Annotated in this window: 12 protein-coding genes, 14 tRNA genes and 2 rRNA genes; 26 read left to right on the forward strand and 2 right to left on the reverse strand. The window is 40.4% G+C overall.

Translation table 11 applies throughout. The annotated features are described in order from the left end of the window. From M3600_RS06770 to M3600_RS06885, 24 genes are all read left to right on the forward strand, one after another. Positions 1-127: ribosomal RNA gene (locus tag M3600_RS06770) — 23S ribosomal RNA — on the forward strand; the annotation flags it as partial. A gap of 250 nt (positions 128-377) precedes the next feature. Beyond that, positions 378-494: ribosomal RNA gene (gene rrf / locus M3600_RS06775) — 5S ribosomal RNA — on the forward strand. Between the two features lie 10 nt (positions 495-504). Next, positions 505-579, forward strand: a tRNA-Asn gene (locus M3600_RS06780). A gap of 5 nt (positions 580-584) precedes the next feature. Then, a tRNA-Ser gene (locus M3600_RS06785) sits at positions 585-676 on the forward strand. 19 nt (positions 677-695) lie between these two features. After that, a tRNA-Glu gene (locus tag M3600_RS06790) sits at positions 696-770 on the forward strand. A 19-nt stretch (positions 771-789) separates the two neighbouring features. Then, positions 790-865 (forward strand) — tRNA-Val (locus tag M3600_RS06795). A gap of 9 nt (positions 866-874) precedes the next feature. After that, positions 875-948 (forward strand) — tRNA-Met (locus M3600_RS06800). A gap of 3 nt (positions 949-951) precedes the next feature. Next, a tRNA-Asp gene (locus M3600_RS06805) sits at positions 952-1,028 on the forward strand. Positions 1,029-1,049: 21 nt separating this feature from the next. Then, a tRNA-Phe gene (locus M3600_RS06810) sits at positions 1,050-1,125 on the forward strand. A gap of 8 nt (positions 1,126-1,133) precedes the next feature. Continuing rightward, a tRNA-Tyr gene (locus M3600_RS06815) sits at positions 1,134-1,217 on the forward strand. Positions 1,218-1,226: 9 nt separating this feature from the next. Further along, a tRNA-Trp gene (locus M3600_RS06820) sits at positions 1,227-1,300 on the forward strand. 13 nt (positions 1,301-1,313) lie between these two features. Further along, a tRNA-His gene (locus tag M3600_RS06825) sits at positions 1,314-1,389 on the forward strand. Between the two features lie 44 nt (positions 1,390-1,433). Then, positions 1,434-1,508 (forward strand) — tRNA-Gln (locus M3600_RS06830). Positions 1,509-1,512: 4 nt separating this feature from the next. Beyond that, positions 1,513-1,587, forward strand: a tRNA-Gly gene (locus M3600_RS06835). A 10-nt stretch (positions 1,588-1,597) separates the two neighbouring features. Next, positions 1,598-1,671 (forward strand) — tRNA-Cys (locus M3600_RS06840). A gap of 12 nt (positions 1,672-1,683) precedes the next feature. After that, positions 1,684-1,764, forward strand: a tRNA-Leu gene (locus M3600_RS06845). Positions 1,765-1,866: 102 nt separating this feature from the next. Next, entirely contained in the window at positions 1,867-2,493 is a 627-nt protein-coding gene (locus M3600_RS06850) for a nuclease-related domain-containing protein (protein WP_251645035.1), read from the forward strand. 305 nt (positions 2,494-2,798) lie between these two features. Further along, positions 2,799-3,656 (forward strand): type II toxin-antitoxin system SpoIISA family toxin, encoded by an 858-nt coding sequence (locus tag M3600_RS06855; protein WP_233319443.1) that lies wholly within the window; start codon positions 2,799-2,801, stop codon positions 3,654-3,656. A gap of 79 nt (positions 3,657-3,735) precedes the next feature. Further along, positions 3,736-3,957 carry a hypothetical protein gene (locus M3600_RS06860; RefSeq protein ID WP_251645037.1) on the forward strand — a complete coding sequence of 74 codons (222 nt, stop codon included), beginning with the start codon at positions 3,736-3,738 and terminating at the stop codon, positions 3,955-3,957. A 64-nt stretch (positions 3,958-4,021) separates the two neighbouring features. Then, a complete protein-coding gene (locus M3600_RS06865; RefSeq protein ID WP_233319440.1) occupies positions 4,022-4,174 on the forward strand; it encodes a hypothetical protein in 153 nt (50 codons plus the stop codon). 341 nt (positions 4,175-4,515) lie between these two features. Next, a complete protein-coding gene (locus M3600_RS06870; protein ID WP_251645039.1) occupies positions 4,516-8,283 on the forward strand; it encodes a SpaA isopeptide-forming pilin-related protein in 3,768 nt (1,255 codons plus the stop codon). A gap of 60 nt (positions 8,284-8,343) precedes the next feature. Beyond that, the gene (locus tag M3600_RS06875; protein ID WP_251645042.1) at positions 8,344-9,837 is read left to right on the forward strand and encodes a SpaH/EbpB family LPXTG-anchored major pilin; all 1,494 of its coding nucleotides are present in this window, start codon (positions 8,344-8,346) and stop codon (positions 9,835-9,837) included. A 60-nt stretch (positions 9,838-9,897) separates the two neighbouring features. After that, entirely contained in the window at positions 9,898-10,728 is an 831-nt protein-coding gene (locus tag M3600_RS06880; protein WP_233319433.1) for a class C sortase, read from the forward strand. Beyond that, a complete protein-coding gene (locus tag M3600_RS06885) occupies positions 10,725-11,564 on the forward strand; it encodes a class C sortase (RefSeq protein ID WP_251645044.1) in 840 nt (279 codons plus the stop codon). The genes M3600_RS06880 and M3600_RS06885 overlap by 4 nt, the downstream gene beginning before the upstream one ends. Positions 11,565-11,578: 14 nt before the next feature. Here M3600_RS06885 and M3600_RS06890 read toward each other — a convergent pair whose 3' ends face one another. Then, positions 11,579-13,777: a choice-of-anchor I family protein gene (locus tag M3600_RS06890; protein WP_251645046.1), complete on the reverse strand. Its 2,199-nt coding sequence runs from the start codon at positions 13,775-13,777 to the stop codon at positions 11,579-11,581. A 292-nt stretch (positions 13,778-14,069) separates the two neighbouring features. Here M3600_RS06890 and M3600_RS06895 point away from each other — a divergent pair, with 292 nt between their 5' ends. Continuing rightward, the gene (locus M3600_RS06895; RefSeq protein WP_251645048.1) at positions 14,070-20,366 is read left to right on the forward strand and encodes a lamin tail domain-containing metallophosphoesterase family protein; all 6,297 of its coding nucleotides are present in this window, start codon (positions 14,070-14,072) and stop codon (positions 20,364-20,366) included. Between the two features lie 33 nt (positions 20,367-20,399). Here the strand turns inward: M3600_RS06895 and M3600_RS06900 are convergent, their stop codons facing one another. Beyond that, complete coding sequence (locus M3600_RS06900) at positions 20,400-21,194, reverse strand: formate/nitrite transporter family protein (protein ID WP_233317389.1); 795 nt, start codon at positions 21,192-21,194, stop codon at positions 20,400-20,402. 423 nt (positions 21,195-21,617) lie between these two features. On the opposite strand from M3600_RS06900, the gene M3600_RS06905 reads away from it, so the two are divergent. Continuing rightward, entirely contained in the window at positions 21,618-23,093 is a 1,476-nt protein-coding gene (locus tag M3600_RS06905) for an MFS transporter (RefSeq protein ID WP_233317388.1), read from the forward strand. Positions 23,094-23,163: the final 70 nt, after the last annotated feature.

A 23,163-nucleotide genomic window follows, 5' to 3' on the forward strand; every position in this document is an offset into this window, starting at 1 on the left:
TCAAGATGAGATTTCCCATAGCGTAAGCTAGTAAGATCCCTGAAAGATGATCAGGTTGATAGGTTTGAGGTGGAAGCGTGGTGACACGTGGAGCTGACAAATACTAATAGATCGAGGACTTAACTAAAACGAAAAGCGGAAGGAGCCCGCTTAAATCGATAGGATGTTGGAGCGCGCGAGAAGCAGTCGCAAGACTGTGCACGAGTGAGTGAAACAGCCGTACGATTTGGCTTCTGCAGCTGGACATAAATGATTACTCATTCTTTCTTCTTACAACATAATCTAGTTTTCAGGGAATAAATTCGCTGAAAAAATTTTAAAAAAGTGTTGCAAAAACCTAATAGATAAGTTATAATAATACTTGTCTTGAAAAAAGGTCTGGTGGCGATAGCGAGAAGGTCACACCCGTTCCCATACCGAACACGGAAGTTAAGCTTCTCAGCGCCAATGGTAGTTGGAGGTTCTCCTCCTGTGAGAGTAGGATGTCGCCAGGCATACCATTATTCCGCAGTAGCTCAGTGGTAGAGCACTCGGCTGTTAACCGAGCGGTCGTAGGTTCGAATCCTACCTGCGGAGCCATATATGGAGAGCTGTCCGAGTGGCCGAAGGAGCACGATTGGAAATCGTGTAGGCGGGTAACCCTGTCTCAAGGGTTCAAATCCCTTGCTCTCCGCCATTATCACTCAACATAATATGGCCCATTGGTCAAGCGGTTAAGACACCGCCCTTTCACGGCGGTAACACGGGTTCGAATCCCGTATGGGTCACCATTTTAAATATACCAATTATGGAGGATTAGCTCAGCTGGGAGAGCATCTGCCTTACAAGCAGAGGGTCGGCGGTTCGATCCCGTCATCCTCCACCATAAAATCATCGCGGGGTGGAGCAGTCTGGTAGCTCGTCGGGCTCATAACCCGAAGGTCGCAGGTTCAAATCCTGTCCCCGCAATCTGGTCCGGTAGTTCAGTTGGTTAGAATGCCTGCCTGTCACGCAGGAGGTCGCGGGTTCGAGTCCCGTCCGGACCGCCATTTTTTCAAAAAAAGTATAAAGGCTCAGTAGCTCAGTCGGTAGAGCAAAGGACTGAAAATCCTTGTGTCGGCGGTTCGATTCCGTCCTGAGCCACCATTTATGTCGGAGGGGTAGCGAAGTGGCTAAACGCGGCGGACTGTAAATCCGCTCCTTCGGGTTCGGCGGTTCGAATCCGTCCCCCTCCACCATTTGAATACAGGGGTATAGTTTAAAGGTAGAACAGAGGTCTCCAAAACCTCCGGTGTGGGTTCGATTCCTACTACCCCTGCCAAATGAATAACATGGCGGATATGGCGAAGTGGTTAACGCATCGGATTGTGGCTCCGACACTCGTGGGTTCGATTCCCATTATTCGCCCCATATATATTTATAATAATTTTTGATAATCCTGAATATAATGTTATTGGGCTATAGCCAAGCGGTAAGGCAACGGACTTTGACTCCGTCACTCGTTGGTTCGAATCCAGCTAGCCCAGCCATTATGCGGAAGTAGTTCAGTGGTAGAACATCACCTTGCCAAGGTGGGGGTCGCGGGTTCGAACCCCGTCTTCCGCTCCATTATTGTCAAGGCGGCATAGCCAAGTGGTAAGGCCAAGGTCTGCAAAACCTTTATCACCGGTTCAAATCCGGTTGCCGCCTCCAAAAAATTATTACGCCGGTGTGGCGGAATTGGCAGACGCGCACGACTCAAAATCGTGTTCCTCTGGAGTGCCGGTTCGACCCCGGCCACCGGTATCAATTAAGTAAACCAGCTCCTAGTTTAATAGGAAGCTGGTTTTTTTGTGTACATAAACAAGTAAACTAAATATACATACCTTCATAGGAAGAGTGGAAACAATGAAACAGGAAAAAGGAATAAAAGCAAAAGTTGCTGCAGATAGAATTGGTGAATTAGGAGAGTATAAGATAAATATCCAGCTAGATCAGCTTCCCAAAAATTATTTGTACCTCAGCGATTTACTTATCAAAAACAGCAAGGCCCAATCTGGCTATTCCCAAATTGATCATATTGTATTTACCCCGTACGCCATTTTTGTCATAGAAACAAAAAATTACAAGGGAACGATTTATGGTGACCGTAAGCGAAAAAGCTGGAGTGTTAATGGAAAGTTTCCAATGATGAACCCATTTAATCAAAATTATGGGCATATAGAGGCAATTAAAGCTGTTTTAAGCGGTGTAAAGGGAGCTGTATATGTATCAATGATTTCCTTTACAAAAAGAGCGGTGTTTAAAGTCAATCAAGAATTGAGACAAATGAAATCAAACGATCTTATTGTATATGACACTGAGCTTTCAGATTTTATTGCAAGAAAATGCAATGTCCTCAAGCTGACAAATCCAACTCCAATTTTTTCAGATCTTGTCCTTAAGATTATGTATAACACTTTGGAAAGGGTAAATGTCACGTCTCCAGAAATAAGAAAGCTGCATGTGGACGAATTGCAGAACAAGAAAAACTAAGCAGCAACTCATAAGAAAAAATTCTGTGTTTTGCTATCTTTAAACCTCTTTTTCGAATGTATCTACAGTCTGACAGAGAACACATTATTCCCTAATTTTTGTGTAATAAAGAATTCAGAAGATAATCTAGCAAATATGTCCTATTTTTGGTGTTTTTGGTTATAAAGGGCAGTTTTGGTTCCAAATAAATCCAGATATTTGGTAGAATTACTATAACACTATAAAGTTATTAATAACCTATACCGCTAGAGCACTATACTTGTCCAGTCTTCAATCACTGCTCAAAAGAGGGGAAGGAAACAGGGATGATGATTAGAAAAGATTCACAGAAGCAGATAATCAAGATTGCATTTCCGCTTGTTGTTTTCGCCCTTATAGTGTTGATGAAAAATTATTGGGGCAATGAGGCTGTTGCTTTTTTGCAAGGGAATAAATGGAGTTTATTAATTGGATTTACGGCTACTATGTTATATATTAGCTGGGCGTTTCCGATTTTTTTCCGAGAGTACAAGCAGAACTTGAGACGGACATGGTATTTTTTATTCATTGTTGGCATGATATTGCTGCTGATGGATATGGGATTTAAGGAGAGCGAATGGAGGAGCTACGCATTAATGGCTCTTATGTTTGTTTTTGTAGACTTGGCAATATTTATCACACCGAATATAAAACGAATCGGGGTAGCAGAAGTAGAAAGCATCAATGAAGTAGAAAGTATTAATGATGAAATGAAAAAGGTAATCATTCAGACGAAAAGCAGGAGTAAGCAGTTCACAACCATTTTAGACAGTATTGCCACCTATTCGTTTGGAACGCAGGATTGGACTGACATAGAAGACTATCGTATAAGCCTTGAGGACTTCCTGTATGCTTATGGCGAAGTATGCAGACAGGATATTACCGTTTTCTGCAAGGAGGATGATATCATCTTTTCTGCTGAAGTCGGGACCACTCTCGGGATAGAACTGGAGGAAGATCAGCTGAATCGCTTAAATGAAGAGACAATTGTGCAATTAGACAATAAAACGGTACTTATTCCTTTCACGAAATTAATCCATCCTGTCGTTATTTCTGTTGAATCGGAAAAGGAGCCCTTGCTGCAAATTGATTTTGACTATATCATTGACCTTGCAGTAATTCACTCCTGGTACAAAGAGCATTAAAAACGGGCGCTCTTATAGGTGGAAGATTCATGAATATAATGATAAAATGGAAGTATAAACAAGGAAAGGAACAGATATCATGGAGGACAAAGATTACTCGATGCCTGCAGTCAGAGAAGCTGGTCGGATAAGAAAGAAAAACCAATCACCTCTTATTGTTAAAAAATCAACATCATCTCTTCCACATGTTCCTACAGCATTATATACAAGGGAATTGTTCGAAAAGAGTGATGAAGTGGTTAATCACTTAAAATACAACAAGACTGCCAGAGGAACAAATATAATCCATCTGCATGATTAAGAAACACATATTTTGCCTATACAGTAAATATACTAAGCTTATGATAATAACAGCGTGGGGGAATATGATGACATCAAAGAAAAGAAAAAGTCCCTTTTTACTGGAAAAGCCAAGCGGAAAGCTGCCGAAAGGCGATCTTGAGCAGGATGTCTTATTGGAGCTTAATGCCGAGCTGAAATACAAATTACGACAACTAAAGATGAAAATACTTGATTAACATATAAATATCACAAGAAATAACAGCTTGACCTCAACAGGTTAAGCTGTTTTTTTGTATGTTAAAATTTCACTTCCTATTTTTGTCACAAAATATACAAGATTTTTGATCCCCCAAGTATCTATTTTTAATTAATTACATACTCACCTTGATTTTCCTTTATCTTCCTATTTTGAGATGGATAAAGACTATTATAATCAGCATTCTTCTATTACTATTCCAAAATAGAAACTGACCGTTCCACGAAAGAAACACATTAACTGAATAGCTCCTTTAAAATTTGCATGTATCTGTTATTTTTTTTGTGAACTTCTCCCTTTCATTAAAGCAAGGAGGCAGAAATGAAAAGAGCAATAATTTCAAATAAGTTATTTTCGCTGCTATTGATAATTTCGCTAATCATTACAATGATTCCGATGGAGATATATGCAGTTGGAGATATAAATGCTAGCAATGACCCTGCAGGCGAACAGCTGGAGACTGAAGGAACTGAAAATGACTTGAATCAAAATTCAAATGAAGCAGAACCGGTAGAGACAGATACAGATAAGGAAGAAAGGGAGAAAGAGCCAGCTGTTAATGCTGGTGATAATGCAGACGACAAAGAGCTTGTAAAGGAAGGAGAGAAAAAGGAACAACAGCCTACGGCACAACAAGAGGATGACGAACCCGCCTCAGAGCAAGAAACAGCAAAAGAGGAAGCACCAGTAGAAGAAACACCAAAAGAAGAAACATCTGCACCAACAAACCCAAAAAGCTATATGCAAAGGGCCGATAATGGAACAGATGCAGGTTCATTCGGGCTGATTTACCTTACGAAGTTCACCAAAGTGAATGCTGGTGGATTTGGCGGCATGGCATTGGACTATGACAAAAACATCTGGACATGGGGATGGAATTATTTCTTCCAACTAGGCTTGAATATTTCTGATATGTTCAAGAGTGTGGGCGGAATGACAAAAATCACTGAGTTCATGAAGGATGGAAAGATAATAACCGATGTGAAATTCGATGATACGCTCTCCAATTGGCATACTCGTATTGCTTTATCCACTACAGGTGATGTGTACGTATGGGGATTGGGTGCAGCCGGGGAGATGGGAAATGGACAAGTAGGTATAGGGGTATCTATTCCTACTGCTGTAGAAAACCTGCCTAAAATTAAAACAATCTTTACTAATGCAGGCGTACATGCAACAACAATATTTGCAATAGCTGAAAATAATGAGCTGTGGTGCTGGGGTACAAATAAATATGGCCAATTGGGGATTGGCGACGCAGCGGAGATGCAGCCAACTCCTGTAAAGGTTCAGTTGCCTAGCGACATGGGGTCAATTGTCAAAATTATCGGAGGCGATGGTCAAACCCAAATATTGGATGATAAAGGCGACATTTATATGGCCGGTTGGCAATACGGAGGTAGACAAGGAGACGGCAGCGAGTACTCAGAAAAAGATAAAGAGAATTCCCCACAAGTAAACATATTCACAAAGCTCGAAAAACCAGCTGGCATGGGTAAGATAACAGATATATCCTCAGCTGTTGGACTGAATACAGCTTTGGATGAAAATCACAAAGTATGGCAATGGGGTATGTTTGATTACAGTCGAGAAGATAATCTTATCATACAAAAAATAATAAGTTTTCGTCCGGTAATTCTTGAAATTGATGAAGGAGAAGCTGGTTATACCCCTATTCCCCAATCGTTATCATCAGGTGACCTAGTTCATTTTTTTATTGATCAGTATGGAAAAACATGGGCATGGGGTTACAACTACTTTTATGGATTTGGAAAGGAAGGGGGCTCACTGACTTCAGAGGAAGATCTTACAAAAGTGGCTCAGCAATGGCCGAAGCAAATTGGAGATGGCGATACACAGCTGTATGATTCAGATCCTAAGCTGCCAGTCTATCTTACTGGGGACAGTCAAACAGGTATTGCAGCAAATGATTATTTTGGGTATTCCATTCCTGATAGTATAAACCATCCTACCATTTATGATGAAAAATATATGCTTAAAGATTCTAAAGGCAATGTATTGGACAAAGATGGGATTACTAAAATTGCTTATCAGGCGGAAACAGAAGGAAGCTGGTTGAAAGGCTTTTATTATAAGCTGGACAGAAATGGAGACAAAACTACAGAGATTGGCACGCCGGTAGTCGATCCAGTGGAAAAACCATGGATTGACACAGCGTTTAAGGAAGTTCCTTATGTGCAGCAAATCGCCTCCTTTTTATCGCAATATATGATACTGGATCGAGATGGAAATATATTTACTTGGGGATCGAATGAAGGCAGGGGGATAATTTCTTGGGGTTCTGATTACAATCCCAAGTATGACAGAGGTGGCAGTGTAGAGGAAGGGCTTTATGAAGAAGCGGTACATGAAGTCATGTATATGCGCGGCCAGCCGAGAATGGGAATAGCAACTGTAAAACCATCTAAACCAGCTAAAAAGGTTTATAAGGAAGCAGGAGAAACCAATGTAGATACGGCAAAAATCACAGTTGATATACCGGCGTCATCCTTTAATGAGGAGCTGCCGTCATATGTTACTAACTCGATTACGAGCATCAAATATATCGTTGTTCCATATGAGAGGAATATGGATATGGATGATGAAATCAGTCCTGAAGAATTCAAGGAGCTGTATGCAGACAGCGACTTTGAAAAGGGAGAGTTACTTGAAGAACCGGTCTTAGCTGAGACGGAAGATACATCGAAGACTTTTGAATTGGAAATCACAGATAACAGCATGATCTATTTTCTTATCGAGGATGAGCGTTATCGAGTGACACGGGAAGACGGGTCGACACAACATCATATGACTACCTATATTCCAGCAACATATATTGCTGACAATATTTATACGAAAACAGTGCTGAAACATGTTGGATTGGGAACTGAAGATGGACAAGAGGATATCCAAGTTTATAATGCAACAGACGACCATGTCAGAAACGTTACGAACGATGAGGAGTTTTATGGTCTTCCCTTAGGTAAGGACGGTTATGTAATCGGCACAGATGAAGCTGGCAATACGATTGAATCAGAGAAGCCAACTTTTGGGTATGACAAAGTCAGGATTAAGAGTTATGAAGCCGCTGGCAATGAAGGCATCCCTGAAGGAGTTATGCCATACTGGACATTTATAAATCAGAATCAGGAAGCGGAATATACATTAAATCACCTGAAATACTTAAGCGCTGATGATAAATTTTTCATCCATGATTTTTATTATGAGAAGAATCTTGACTACTGGCCGGCAGTCAGCGGCAAGAAGGTTTGGGATGATGATAATGTTCCAGCCTTACGGCCTGAGAGTCTGCAATTGAAGCTGTATAGATATAAACGGGATATCAGTTTAAATGCTGACGGAACATTTACTGGCACTGGTGAACTTATGGAAGAATCAAAAGAATTGGTGGATGAATTGACCGTAGAGGAAAATGATAACGGCGAATGGCTATTTGACTTTGGCAGACATCAAGGCTTTCAATACGGCTATCGGGTCGAGGAGGATTATAACGGGCCTTATCAGCTAATGGGTATTGAATATCAAAATCTAGGTCCAAAAGAAGATCCAATTCAGGATTTGACTAATATTCTTATCACAAACGAGCTTGGCCAGTTTAGTACGATGAAGCTTCAAAAAACAGATGAAGAAGGCAGTTTAATAAAGGATGGCAATGCTGTATTTGAATTAAAAGCAGCCGGTGATGGGATAATTTTAGATGAAAATCAAGAGCTTGCTGACAGCTTAACACTGGAGACTGATAATGGAGTTATTCTCTTCCCGAAACAAGCTCCCGGCACTTACAGACTGAGGGAAACAGAATCTCCAGATGGGTTCAGGCTGCTTCAAGGAGAAATTACGATAGTGATAGATTCAGAGGGAAAGATGACAGCAGCATATGGTAACGAGACTATAGATGTGGTCAGTGAAACACAGCAGGACGGAAGTGTCATCTACTCCTATGATGTAATTAATTATCAAAAGGGCAGCTTGCCGTTAAGCGGAGGAATCGGAACAATCGCCTTCACGCTTGCAGGAGCACTGCTTATATTTGGTGCCATTTATTTTTCGCGAAGAAGAAGCACATAATCTCTTATACTAAAAAAAATCCTCGCGTAGTAAATTTATAAATTAACAGGAGGAATAAGAATGAAGAAAGTAATGAAGCTTATTTTCGCATCACTTATTATTACAGCATTAGGTTTAGGAGGCTTTACTGTTGATGCAGCGTCCACCATTGACCCGAATAAAACAGGTAGCATAACGGTTCATAAATTAAGCATGGGGGAAGAGTCAATAACGTTTCCGGGGACTGGGGTAGAAGGAGCGATTCCAGATGGAACAGAGCCGCTTCCTGGTGCAGAGTTTGAGATAGTTCAAACACATAAGCTAGATGAAGCTACAGGCAATATCGTAGCACTTGGGAATTCAGACACTGCTTATACAGACACTCTTGTAACGAATAGTGAGGGGATTGTATTTTTTGATGATCTGCCGCTGGGAAGGTATGAAATGAAAGAAATTTCGGCACCGCCTGGGCATGCAGCAGATACAACCACTTATCAAATCGACATTCCTTTAGTCGGTGAGGATGGAGATTTATTCTATCAAAATGGCGAACTTGTATATGATGTTCATATTTATCCAAAAAATGAACCATTTTCTGCAGATAAATCGCAAAGACCAGCTGGTGAAGGCGAGTACAGGGCACCGGAACAAAATAATCCAATGTCTATAGCTGTAGGTGACAGCATCGATTACAAAATTAATGCTAATGTACCTGCAGATATTGCTGGGAATGTTAAGGATGAGCAAGGAAATGACATTCGTAAATATAAGGAAGCATCTGTGATTGATATACTAGATTCGCGTTTGACATATGCAGAGAATACAGGAGTGCTTTCCATCATTAGAGATGGTGAAGCTATCGATCTGGTGCAAGGAAACGATTATTCTATTGTTTTTGACTCTGGTTCAAACACTTTAAAGGCAGTAATGAATGCTGATGGAATGCTGAAGTTAGCAGCAGGAGATCAATTGGAATTTAGCTTTTCCGTAAAGGTTAATGAACAGGCCATAGATGATATAAGGCCAATTGAAAACAAAGGTAATATTGTATTAACAATCCATGATGGAACAGAAAACACAGTAGATACAAATGGAGTATACACAGAAACACAAGAAGGCTCTATTGAGTTAAACAAAGTCGATTCTTTAAAGAAGGAACCTCTAGCTGGAGCCAAGTTTCAATTATATAAAGCACTTGGTGAAGATGAACAAGCTCCTGATGAGGCAATTACAATTGACGGCATAGTGGCGGTGCCACTAAGTGCTGAGCAAACAACAGATGGAAACGGAAAAATTTATTGGCGACAGCTTTCAATCGGCACATATTTTATTGTCGAAACAGAAGCACCGTCAGGCTATAACAACCTAACTGAACCAATTAAGGTAAAAGTAGAAAGAGAAAGTTCTGCTACTTCTGAATTAGAGCTTCACCCAACCCTGCAAGTAGAGAACGTCAAAAAAGGCATTATCCCGCAAACCGGCGGAATCGGGACAATCATTTTCACAGTCATTGGATTGGTACTTATGATTGGCGCAGCATTCCTTCTGAAAAATAGAAAAGGCGATACAGCTTAAAAGTTAAAAGAAGAATGTGGGAGCTGATTCTCTTGCATTCTTCTTTTTAGGAGGTGCAGCATGAGAAGAAAGCTCCTTGTAGCAATCATATTTTTAATCGGTGTGGGAGTTTTTACTTTTCCCCTTATTTCTAATTGGTATAATAACAGGCTTCAATACAATATGATTGAAGGCTATGAGGATAAGGTGGGCGGGTTATCTGACAAAATAAAAGAAAAACGCCTGCAAGATGCAGAGGCATTTAATAACAGATTAGCATCTGGAAGCATCGCTTATCTCGACCCATTTTCAGCAAGTTCCAAACAGAAGGAGGGAGGAGCTGTTAAGTATCCGGAAGGCTTTTTGGAAGGAGAAGTAATCGGCGCTGTTGAGATTCCGAAAATTTCTGTAAAGCTGCCGATTCTTTTAGGTGTGTCAGATAAGATACTGGCTAAAGGTGTCGGATATTTGCCGTCATCCTCTTTGCCTGTTGGCGGAAAAGGCGTTCATACTGTCTTAACTGGTCATCGAGGTTTGCCTACAGCTGAGCTGTTTCGCAATTTAGATAAGCTAAATAAGGGCGATGTCTTTTATGTGAAAAGCTTAGGAAGGACTTTAGCTTATAAAGTGGATCAAATAAAAGTTGTTGAGCCGGAACAAGTGGAGGATCTTGCAATCATAAAAGACAAAGATTATACAACATTAATAACATGCGAGCCTTATATGATTAATACACATCGCATGCTTGTCAGAGGGCATAGAATACCATTCGTATCAGCAGATGAGGCAATGGATATCGAGTCATTTTTCATGCGCTATTTAGAGTATATTATCTCGCTGGCACTCATTTTATTGATCATTATCATTCTGATTATCAGGGACAGAAGAAAGGCAAAAAGGGATACGGAATGATGCTGAAAAAAATAATAGGAATGACAATATTTCTTGTTGGTTTATGTATTCTTTTATATCCGCAATGGATTATTTTCTATAACGACTTTAAACGTGATCGAGCAATAGCTTCCTATTATGAGCAAGCAGCAGTCAGCAAGTTTGCGGTGGAGAAGGAGTCTGCCAGTATATTAAATGCAGAGATGGAGAATTGGGGAGATGGGCAAATTGATCCGTTTGGTGAATATAAAGCAGATCAACAAGGAGAAGCAGGAGATGAAATCATCGGTTATTTAGAACTGCCGAAAATCGGTGAGAATCTGCCGATTTATATGGGAGCGACAGATGATCATTTGAGCAAGGGAATTGGTATTATCCAAGGGACATCGTTGCCTTATGGCGGTGTTAATACCCATTCTGTATTAGCAGGCCATCGAGGCTATAAATATTCACGGTTTCTACGCAATATAGATGATATGGTAACAGGAGATATTTTCTTTGTTCATATATATGGAGAAAAACATGCTTATAAAGTTTATGAGAAAGAAACAATATTGCCGACGCAAACGGACAAGCTGGACTTAATTCCAGATAAGGATATTATAACACTATTAACATGCCATCCATACGGAAGCAGCACTTATCGCCTCTTAGTAAAAGGAGAACGCACAACGGTGGAAAAGGAGAAAATAAAGAAAGAAAACCAATATTTTGATAAAGCTGCTTTCTTTCAATACCGTCTGATGAACCGTGCAATAGTTGTGATTGGTACAATTATGATTGCGGCAATTTTTATCGCCTTTTTCAGGCTGATTTTTACCTTCATTAAAGAAAGGAAAAATCCCCCTTTGTCATAACAGGGGGATTGCGCTTATGCTAACTTTCGTTTTGCAATAAAGTAAAGAATTCCGCCGCCGGCAAGAATGATACCGCCATACAATAAGAAGCTGTAATTGCTTGTTGCTGTATCAGGCAGTGCATTGCCATCGTTGTTGTCGTCATTTCCAGCTACAGTCTCGACAACCTCTGTATTTTCAGACTCATTGCTGTTATTGTCACTGCTGTTCTCAGTGCTAGAGTTATCTTGATCGTTTTGTGAAGAGGTTTCTTCGTCAGGAATATTGCTGCCAGTCTCAGTATCTGTGTCTGTATCTTGGTCAGCATCATTTTCATCATCAGCTACAACTGGTGCAGTAACTGTAATAACACTAGTTGCCTGGTGTTTTTTATCAGCCGTTTCTACAGTAATTGTCGCAGTTCCTGGCGCTACAGCTGTGACTAGCCCTGTTTCATTTACTGTGGCAATATTTGCGTCAGAGCTTGTCCATGTTAATTCTTTACTCTCTGTTGTGTTTGCTGGTTTAACGGAAGCAGTAAGGGCTAAAGTTTTGCTAACTTCCAAGGTGGCTTCTGTTTCAGTTAGAGCAATCTCTTCAATCGGGATAACCTGTTCTGTTTGGTACTCGTTAACTGATACAGTACCACTTACCTCATTGCCGACAAGTACAAGAGGTCTGCCTGTAGGACTATCTGCTGCTTCAATAAACTCAAGTCCTTCTGGTGCCACATCTCCGGAAACAGCACTAGAGAAATCTCTCGTATTTAAATAGTTAGCAAAAGACGGGGAAGAAGGATTAGAGATATTATAGGTCATGTAACCGCCGATTCTTTCAAGTCCGATAAATGCATATAAATCATTACCGATCTGACCGACTTTAACATCTTCAGGCTCAGGTCCTTTTTTGGCACTTCTTTTCTCTAACACATTATCATCATTTGACCAGTTAAATACATCAGGATATTGGGCTGCTGTAATATCCTCAAAGTCGCTGCCGCTGTCGTATACTAGCTCCATCGTATCTGCTTTCCAAATGGAGAAGGAACGGCCGCCGAGTGTATATATTGCATCTGTGCCTCTGTCTGTTAGCACTTCTAACTTGTCATAGTCTCCTGAATCCTTCATATCCTGGAAGGCTGCTTCTGCTTCCTCTTTTGTAAAGCCTTTAAACAGGGAAGTATCCAAAGTAATGGAATCTTTTACTTTTTTGAAGTCTTCAATATTAACAAATTCTTCCCACTCTGTCGCGTCACCTTCATTTGCAGTAAGCAGATACTCTACACCGCCAATTTCTGTTTGTGCAATGGAGTCAGGCATATAAGCACCTAGAATCGGCAATTGTTTAATCTCAATTTTATCATTGCGGGCTGCATCCAAGCCATTTCCTTCTACGGAATGGTCTTTGTATCCTAGTGATTTAACAGATAGCACCTTGCCTGTTTTTACGTCGATGGATGCAACTGCGTTATTTTCTTGCAGAGTTACATAAGCTTTGCTGGCATCCTTATTCAAAGCAAGATATTCTGGCTCAAGATCATGGACTGCATCTGCTGTCGTTCCATTATTGCGGATATGTACATCTTGATCAATAACACTTGTATCGTTAAATTTTACTTGTTGTACTTCCTTTGTGTCGTAATTAACGATAGTGACAGAACCTTCTGGATCAACTCCGTTTTCAAGCCCTTGTCTTGGCTCTGCTTCGTCTGCAGTCAAGATGAAATTCCCATCATCTGAAATCTTAACCATATCAGGCTGTACACCAGCTTCAAATGTTTCCTGCACTTCTCCATCATAGTTCATGACAACGATTCGTCCATTTTTCGTATAATCAGCATCTTGAACGGCAGCAGCTATAATCTTTTTATCTGTGTTAATATCTATGCTTGTTAAATCTCCATATTGAAAGGAGTCTGAATTGACTACATCAGCAATGTTAATAGACTTTTCCTTTTGTAGGTTCTGTACTTCTGTGGAGTATAAACCTGACATGTTTACAACATCAATTGTCTGGGCTTTGCCATTAATAACATAAAATTTCTCATTATCTTTATTGTATTGGACGATTTCGGCAACGCCGCCATCCTCATCTGTAATGCCAGTACTGTAACTAGCAATTTTTTTCACGTCTAAGCTGCTGCCAGCAAGTGTGATGGATGGGTAGGCAGAAAACAACATTAAGCCTGTCAGTGATAATGTGGAAATTCCCTTTAATTTTTTTGATAGCTTCATTTTTCCTCTTGTTCCTCCTCTATATAATTGGGTCTAAAGATAGAATAGCTTTCTACTATGGTATAAATATCTGAATTATGTAATTTTTTTGTTTTCATTTTGTAAATAGCGAATAACACAGATGGGACATGGGGTTACTGCAGAAATTCGGTCAAAAGGAAAAACTCTGCTAACATTCCATTTACATATATCCCCTTTTCTTTACAATTATTCACAAATTGTTAAAAGCAGTTTAAAAACTTTTTATTATGATGGACGAGGGAAGGAAAATGAATAAGCAGAGGAGGCAAATATGATTAGTCGCAAGAGGGGAAAGACGAGTAAGAAATGGATGTTGCTTGTGCTCATGGTTGTGTTCTTTTTTTCTACTATTTTTACAAGCAGCCGCCCTGCAGTATCGTACGCAGCAGAACCTTTAGAACCTCAGCAAGCGCCATCATCACCTGATGAAGAATCAGAAAAAAGCACAGACAGCTCCAGTGAAACAATCGATAAGGAGCAAAATGAAGCACCTGCTAATTCAGAAGAAGAAATAACAGAAGAAAAGCCTTCAGAAGAAACGGAAACAAAAGCAGCAGAGGAGCCTGTTGTAAAACAAGAGGAAGAAACGAAAACAGAGACTCCAGCTGAAGAAGTAACAGAAAAGCCTGCTGCAGAAGAACCGAAGCAGGAGGATGTGGAACAGCCGCAAGCGGAAACTTCTGAAGAAAATTTCAGTAAGTACCCCCAGCTGTTAATAACAGAAATTTCTCCTGATTCTAAAGGGACTGATTCCTATGAGTATGTGGAAGTGTACAATAATACGAATCAGACACTTAATCTCGGAAGCTATGCCTTTTACTATCAATTTACAGATGGCAGCCAAGGTGATAAACTTCTCAGTTTGCCTGACAAGACAATTGCCTCAGGAGAAACCCAAGTGATTTGGTTCAATAAAGATGATTTAAACATAAGTGATTTTAATAAGCATTTTCAAACAGCTTTAACAGAAAAGCAACTTCTTTCTTTTAAAGGTGATTTCACTGGATTTGCAAACGGTGGAAATCGTGCAGTTGCGATAAAGAGCCTTACAGGAACCGAAATCATTTCTGCGAACTACTTGCCTGGAGAAACTGACAATACCGGGTTAACAGTTGCATATCGTTATCCTGCTAGTGGTACAGTCATGGACAAGCTGAAAACGAAAGCTGCTCCAACACCTGGTACCTTATTGGAAGATCAAGTTCCAGCTAGTCAAGTGGAGATTAGTCCTCCAGCTGCTGATAATGAAGCTCCGCAAATTTCACATAGCGCAGTTAAAAGCAGCAAACAGGGTACAGCCATTAAAATTGCAGCAAATATCGCAGATAATATGAAAATTCCGTCGGCAACTCTTCATTATAAACAAGAAGGGGAAGACACTTATCAGTCTATGCTCATGAGCAAGGATGCCAGCAGCATCACCGGCTTTTCTGCCGTAATTCCAGAGGAAGCTGTCCAAGCCAATATTCATTATTACATAGAGGCGACAGATGGAACATCAACTGCCAAAACAGAGGAATATGTGATTGAAGTAGCTAAACAGGAAGATACATATAGCTCCATACCGCTTCTTCTAACTGAATTGGCACCGAACTCAAAAGGAAGCGGCACAGACTACTATGAATATATTGAACTTTATAACAATACAAACCAGCCAGTATCATTGAAGAACTACTCATTTGCCTACCGCTACACAGATGGCAGCAGGAAAGATGTTAGTTTTAAAGTGCCTGATGCAGTTATTAAACCGCAATCAACGGTTGTGCTTTGGTTCAATAATGGTGATAAAGCCTTGGCTGATTTTAACAGTCAGTACGGCACAAGTTTAACAGAAGAAAACCTGCTGTCCTTTACTGATTCTTTCCCAGGATTCGCAAATGGAGGTAATCGGGCGATCATTATCAAAGATCGTGGCGGAAATGAGCTTGTTTCTGCGTCCTATTTGGGAGAAGAAACTAATAATGACGGCAAGGTAATCCAATACTTGTTCCCGAAAAGCGGAACGGAAATGGAAAAGCTTGAGGTTCTAGCAAGTCCTAACTCAGGCAGTTTGAAACAAGGCCAAGTGCCGACAAAACCAGTTGAGCTTGATCAGTCTGACGATTCGAATCCGCCAACTATCAGCCATGAGGCAGTCAGCAGCGGAGAAGCCTTCGCCGATATTGCTGTTGAAGCTGTTGTGAAGGATGATAAGTCAAAACCGTTTGTAACATTGTACTATAAGTCAGAATCACAGAATGAGTATCTTTCTTTATCTATGACAGAGGATACAAAGGAAGCTGGCAAGTATAAAGCAGTTATACCTGCTGAAGATGTAGATTCTAATATAACGTACTATATTGAAGCAAGTGATGGAGCAAACAGTGCGGAAACAGACAAATTTACCGTTGCGGTCAAAAAGGTTAGTACGGATTATTCGAAAGTACCAGAGCTGTTTGTGACAGAATTGGTGCCTGACAGCTCGAATGTTAATTCAGCAGATGGCTATGAATTTATTGAAGTCTATAACAATACGAATAAACCAGTAAACTTTAAAGATTATAAGATTCAATACCGATATGGAACAGATCCTGCAAGTGATGTTGTCTGGCCATCGGTTCCTGAGGATGTTGTTATTCCGGCGAAAGGGACATTGGTATTCTGGATCATTAATAATGCTAATGGAGATAAGACGGTTGCCGACTTTAACGCTAATTACGGGACTAATCTTATGGAAAACAAAGATATTGTCCGCATTCAGAGTGATGGAATGGCGAACAGTGATTTAAGGGGAATTGCCGTTGCAACAAATACACAAGAAGAGATTAGTGTAGCTTACTATAATGATGTTCTCGGTGTGGATGATACTGCCGCTAACAAGGGGATTTTGTATAAATATCCGCAGGACGGCTCCACAACTGCAATTAAGGTAAGCAGCGGTGAAAAGTTAGGAACTCCAGGTAGTGTGGAAGCAAGTCAAGTGCCTGGCAAGCCAGTTGCTGTGGAGGAAGATACAACACCGCCGACAATTGAAAATACGACAGCACTAACAGAAACAGGAATAGAGGATATTACAGTTTCCGCAAAAGCAAATGATAATAACGGGGTAAAAACAGTTGCTGTTTATTATCGGACAAATGGTGAACAGGAATATGAGCGCCTTCTGTTGAAAAAGGATGGCAATGATAATCTCTATACAACGAGCATTTATGCTGCCAACTTTATTGCTAAAGAGTATGTCGAGTATTATTTGACTGCATCCGATGGTGTGAATGAAGTGCAGACAGAAAAGCAGCAAATCAAGATTAATAACCCGGAAAATGCAGAAGAGCTTCGCCTTAATGTAAAGGATGGCAGCATTGTCAGCGGCAATGTTCTGCTGAAAGGAACGTCGAGTAATCATGACGCTGATAAAGTAAAGCTTTTTATTGATGGAAAAGAATTGTCAGCAGCAATGAACCCGTCACTTGAAACACAAGCCTATTTGGCTGTTGAAATAAGCGGTCTGAATATGTATTTCAAAAATGCAATCACGATGGGTGATGAAATTATCCAGCTGCTTGATAAGGATAATATGTCATATTGGAAGACGTTTACGATTCCGATTGATGCTGAAAAACTGAAGCAGGGAGTCAATGAAATCACAGTCCGTGCCGGAAATAAAGCATCGCCGTTCCAGCTCGAAGAAAGTGAAGAAAACAGGGATGATTATTCATTGCGTAATGTCAGACTTATGCTTGCAGACGGAACTATTTTAAGAGACCCAGAGAAGAGTGATCCCAATAAGATTTATGATATGGGAGATGACGGAACGTATCGTCCTTTCGAGCATTTCCATTTTACACTTAATAGTGAGCAAACTAGCGCTGCTTCCTATAATTGGGACAGTAAAACAGTTGGTGATGGAAAGCACACGATAAGTGCGAAGGATGGACAAAATGAAAAGTCTGTTTCCATCTTGGTGGACAATACGGCACCTGCTATTGAAACAAACATGAAAAAGCAAGAATACAGAGGAGCCTTTACCATTAATGCCAGCGCAAGTGATGAAATTGCTGGAGTAGAATCGTTCCAGATGATGCTTGATGATGAAATAATCGAAGCTCCATATGAAACAGCGTCATCTAAGCTTTCTCCAGGAGAACATGTATTATCTGTTACGGCAGTAGATAAGGCAGGCAATATTGCCGAAAAACAAGTGACTTTTACAGTGAATGATGAAAATCCAACAAAGCCCGAGCTTGTATCACCTGCAGATAATGCAGAAACTGTAAAAGGCAATCCACTGTTAAAAGTGAAGGTTGCAGATCCGACGAACGATAAGCTGGATGTTTCCTTTTATAAGGGCTTTAAATATTCAGCAAGTAGCAGCAATGTAAAAGCCTTTCAGCATGCGAGTGACATAGAGCCGCCAGCCGAGCAAAAGCCAGCAGGTGAGAAAGCACTGTCTGACAATGAAATTGCGTCCGTTTCAACGCTTGACGGAAAATATTTGACGACAGATTCTGATACACAATTCCCATATCATCGTTTTGATGTCGAGCTGGATTCATCAGTAGGCGAGGAAGATTTAGTGGAACTAGAGTGGAGCGGAAAATCGCTTGAAGGCCGAAAAGTATCTATGTATGCGTGGAGTTTTGTTGAAAACAAATGGAAGATGCTCACATATAAGATAGCTGGCAGTGCTGACTTTGAATTAAAAGCAAATGTAGCTGTCAAAGAGTTTGCGAAGGATTCCAAAATTAATGTTATTATTCAGGATGAAATCCCAAGCTCTCCAGATGAGTATGATTATACGTTTGTATGGATGTCAGACACACAATATTATGCGGAGAGCTACCCGTATATTTTCAAGCGCCAGACAGAGTGGATTGCTGAAATGAAGGACCAGCTGAAAATAAAGTATGTGTTCCATACTGGTGACCTTGTTGATGAAGCAGATAAAGAGCAGCAATGGAAATATGCCGATGAATATATGCAGGTGCTTGATGACAACGGCATTCCGTATGGTGTTTTGGCAGGAAATCATGATGTAGACCAGCTGTCGAATGACTATAACGAATATTATAAATGGTTCGGTGCAGACAGATTCAGCAGCAAGTCTTATTATGGAGATTCCTACAAAAACAACAGAGGACACTATGATTTAATTTCATCTGGCGGCAATGATTTTATCATGCTGTATATGGGCTGGGGCGTTGATGATGAGGATATTGCTTGGATGAATAACGTCCTTAAGCAATATCCAGATCGCAAAGCAATCCTTAACTTCCATGAATATTTACTTGTTTCTGGGAACAGAAGCCCGATTGGTGAAAAGCTGTATGAAGAGGTTGTAAAACCAAACAAAAATGTACTCGCAGTATTAAGCGGTCATTACCATGATTCAGAAACACTTATCAGTGAAGTGGACGATAATGGTGATGGAACAGCTGACAGAGAAGTGTACCAAATGCTTGGTGATTATCAAGGAGGTCCTGAAGGAGGTCAAGGTTATTTAAAACTACTTCACTTTGATCAGGACAATAACCGAATTATTGTTAACACATACTCACCATATTTAGATGATTATAATTTCTATGATCCAGCAGAATATCCAGGTAAAGATGAGCTTGTTATAAACATGGACCTGGAAGCAGAGAAAAAGCGGGTTGCAACTGATTATTTCGCTGTTAATGTTTATACGAATGACGAAATCGGCAAACAGGAAAATGTCGACAGCGGCAAAACGGCAGAAGTCGAGTGGGAAGGGCTTGAAGAAGGTAAGGAATACGCCTGGTATGCTGTTGCAGCAGATGATTATACAGGAAAAGCTGTATCAACTATTTGGACTTTCATAAAAGGTGCAAAAGAGGACGATACAGGAACTCCTGAGGAACCTTCTGATGGAGATAACGGAGAAACGCCAGGAGACACAGACCCGTCTGATGGAGATAACGGAGAAGCGCCAGGAGACACAGACCCATCTGATGGAGATACTGGAGAAACGCCAGGAGACACAGACCCATCTGATGGAGATACTGGAGAAACGCCAGGAGACACAGACCCATCTGATGGAGATACTGGAGAAACGCCAGGAGATACAGATCCATCTGATGGAGATACTGGAGAAGCGCCAGGAGACACAGACCCATCTGATGGAGATACTGGAGAAACGCCAGGAGATACAGATCCATCTGATGGAGATACTGGTGAAATGCCAGGAGATACAGATCCATCTGATGGAGATAATGGTGAAACGCCAGGAGACAATTCATCTGACGGAGATGTTGATGAAACACCAGTAAATGCAGATCCATCACATGGAAATAATGGAGCAGCCCCGCCAGCTGCTAATCCGTCCAATAATAATAGCAACATTTCAGGAAGCAAAACTACAAGTGGAAATGTCAAAACGGACACAGATAATCACAAAGGAAGCAATAGCCAGTATGTAAGATCAGCGAATGATAACAGCGATAATTCCTGGCTGCCAAATACAGCTACGTCGAATTATACTATTCTTTTGATAGGCGCAGCTTTAGCTGCAACAGGCATAGTTATTTATGCACACATTAGAAGAAGAGCTAAAATCGTTCAAAATCGTTAAGAAAGAAAGCAAGCCTCATAAGCAGGCTTGCTTTTATTTTTCTTCTATATCTTCATCCATAAATGGCTTATTCACATAATAGTACATCACGCCCATAAAACCGACACCTCCGATTAGATTGCCTAACGTAACAGGGATAATATTGCGTATAATCCCAGGCAAAGTAATGGCAGGGTTTTGGTCAAGTATTAATGAAATAGAGAAGGTTGCCATATTAGCAATACTGTGCTCATATCCAGAGATGAAGAAGCAAAAAACGAATAATATCATGGCGAATATTTTCGCAATATCCTCCTTTAAAGCCATTGGAATAAAGAAGGCGAGACAGACGAGCCAGTTACAAAGAATGCCGCGAAAGAAAAGCTCGCTTATAGGTGCTTCAATTTTCGTCTGAGCTGCATGCAGTAGAAATTCATTGACCTCATGGGATTTGAATAAACCTGTCAAATAAATAAATACTGCGAAAAAGACAGCGCCGCATATATTGCCGGCATAACTTGTTCCCCACACTTTGAATACATCAAGCCAGGCGATTTTTTTCCGCAATGCAGCATACGTATAATAGAAGGTATTGCCTGTGAACAAGTCTCCTCCACCATATGCTATCAGGATGATAGCAGCCCCGAAAACGAGTGCTGCAGCAGGATATGCGAAGGGTGAGCCTTCTGCATAAAAGAAATTTCCAGTCTTAAAGGCAACAATTACACCAAAACCGATAAACATGCTTGCTACAACAGCACGCATAAAAAATCGAAACTTGCTTCGCTTAAATATTTTCCATTTCTTTAGTGCCAGTTTTTCCACTTGATAAAGAGATGCGCCTTCCATCGCTGATTCCTCCAAATATAATCTGTTGGTATAGTATTAACACTATAAGTACGTTTGATAAACATATTATGAATGGTGCATAGTTAATTTACAATAGATATTTGTGAAAAAAATCACAATATATAATACTGTTCAAAGAATGTTCAATTTTATAAGAATAATAGGTGATTTTCAGGAAATAGTAGTTAATTTTATTCATATAAATATACAAAAAGTATGCAAAAGTTTTCTGAAAATAAAATTAATTCAATATAGTCATTTAATTGGAATGGCCCAAAAAACCTTGATATAGTAATATTTATAACGGTTGGCACATTTTGTCGATATTTTCATGTTATATTTTCTTACAAGTGTATAGACTTTATATTTATTCATGCCTTACAATATAAGTAAAGATATTTTGAGTAGGGGAGTGAAGAGCTGATGGCTTCTGATTATCGAATTTCCATGCTAGTTATAGATCAGCCGGGAGTCCTGGCTCGTATATCCAATTTATTTGGAGCACATGAAGTTAATATTGAAAGTATTCAAACAAAAAAATACAAAGAGGCGACTAGAATCAGAATCGCGAGCAATGCGGAAGAGCATCAGGTTCAGAATCTGATTGTAGGTCTGCAAGGCTTGATGGACGTTGTGGATATCGACGCTTCTGAATTGCAGAGGTCTGCCTTCCAGCAAAGACTGCTTGAACGCACTAGCTCTATTCAAGTGATGCGTGAGCAGCGCATGCTGAGCAGGAAGGTTTCCTTCTGGCTTGTTGCTTGCTGTTTGTTCCTGACGCTCTTTGGCACAAATATTCCGGCTTCCCTTTATACACTCTATCGCCAAGAGTGGGGATTATCATCCGGAATGATAACTTTAGTGTTTGCCATTTATGCGTTTACGGTTATCCCAGCCATTATCGTGGCCGGACAGCTCTCTGATCAAATTGGGAGAAAAAAGGTCCTTATACCAGGAATACTGTTTTCCCTGATTGGAACTGCGTGCTTTACGGTTGCTAATGGACTAGGCATGCTTTTGATTGCAAGACTGTTTCAAGGCTTATCTGTCGGAATATTAAATGGTGTTGCGGTTGCGGCGTTAACTGAATTAGACGAAAAGAGAGATAAAAAGAAAACGGCCCTTATTTGTGCCCTTGCTGTAACGCTTGGAAATGCGATTGGCCCGATTCTGTCTGGATTGCTTGGCGACTTTGCGCCATATCCTTTGCGATTATCATACTATGTGCATTTACTGTTTATCCTGCCATGCTTTGCAGCTTTATTCTTTTTGAATGAAAATGCACGCCCTGGCCTGCAGCCGGTTAAGCTGAAAAAGCCTTATGTACCGAAATCAATAGTGAAGGCATTTATTTTGGCATCATTTACGTCATTTATCGCTTGGTCTATTATCAGCATGTTTATGAGCTTAATTCCTTCTAATCTATCAAGCTTCACACATGTGTCTTCGCTGACTGTTTCCGGCATTGTTGTTGCATTAGGCTTAATCGCAGCAGCAGTAAACCAAATACTGCTGAAACAATTCTCATTGCGGACGATGATTTCAGTCGGTTATATATTATTGGCGTTAGGCTTAATTTTATTAGTAATTACTATCGCCGCAAAATCGCTGACATTGCTTCTTATTTCTGCTGTGCTGATCGGCGGGGGGAACGGACCTGCCTATGCAGGAAGCCTTGCGTTAATTAATGAAAGATCGCCTGCAAAAATTAAAGGCAATATCGTCTCAACTTTTTTTGTCATCACGTATTTAGGTGTCAGCCTGCCTGTAATCGGATTAGGCTTTCTGTCCCAGCAGTTAGGTGTGGGCGGTGCTGTTAATTTGTATGTACTCATCATGGGAGTGCTGCTGCTGTTGACAGTTGCTTTCGGATTAAAAGAGAAAAAGAATATATTTTAGGAATGTAAAAAGACCGAACAAAAAATGTCCGGTCTTTTTCTTTATTTCTGGTACTAATTACAGAATATCT

Source organism: Niallia sp. MER 6 (assembly GCF_023714395.1).
GTDB lineage: Bacteria > Bacillota > Bacilli > Bacillales > Cytobacillaceae > Niallia.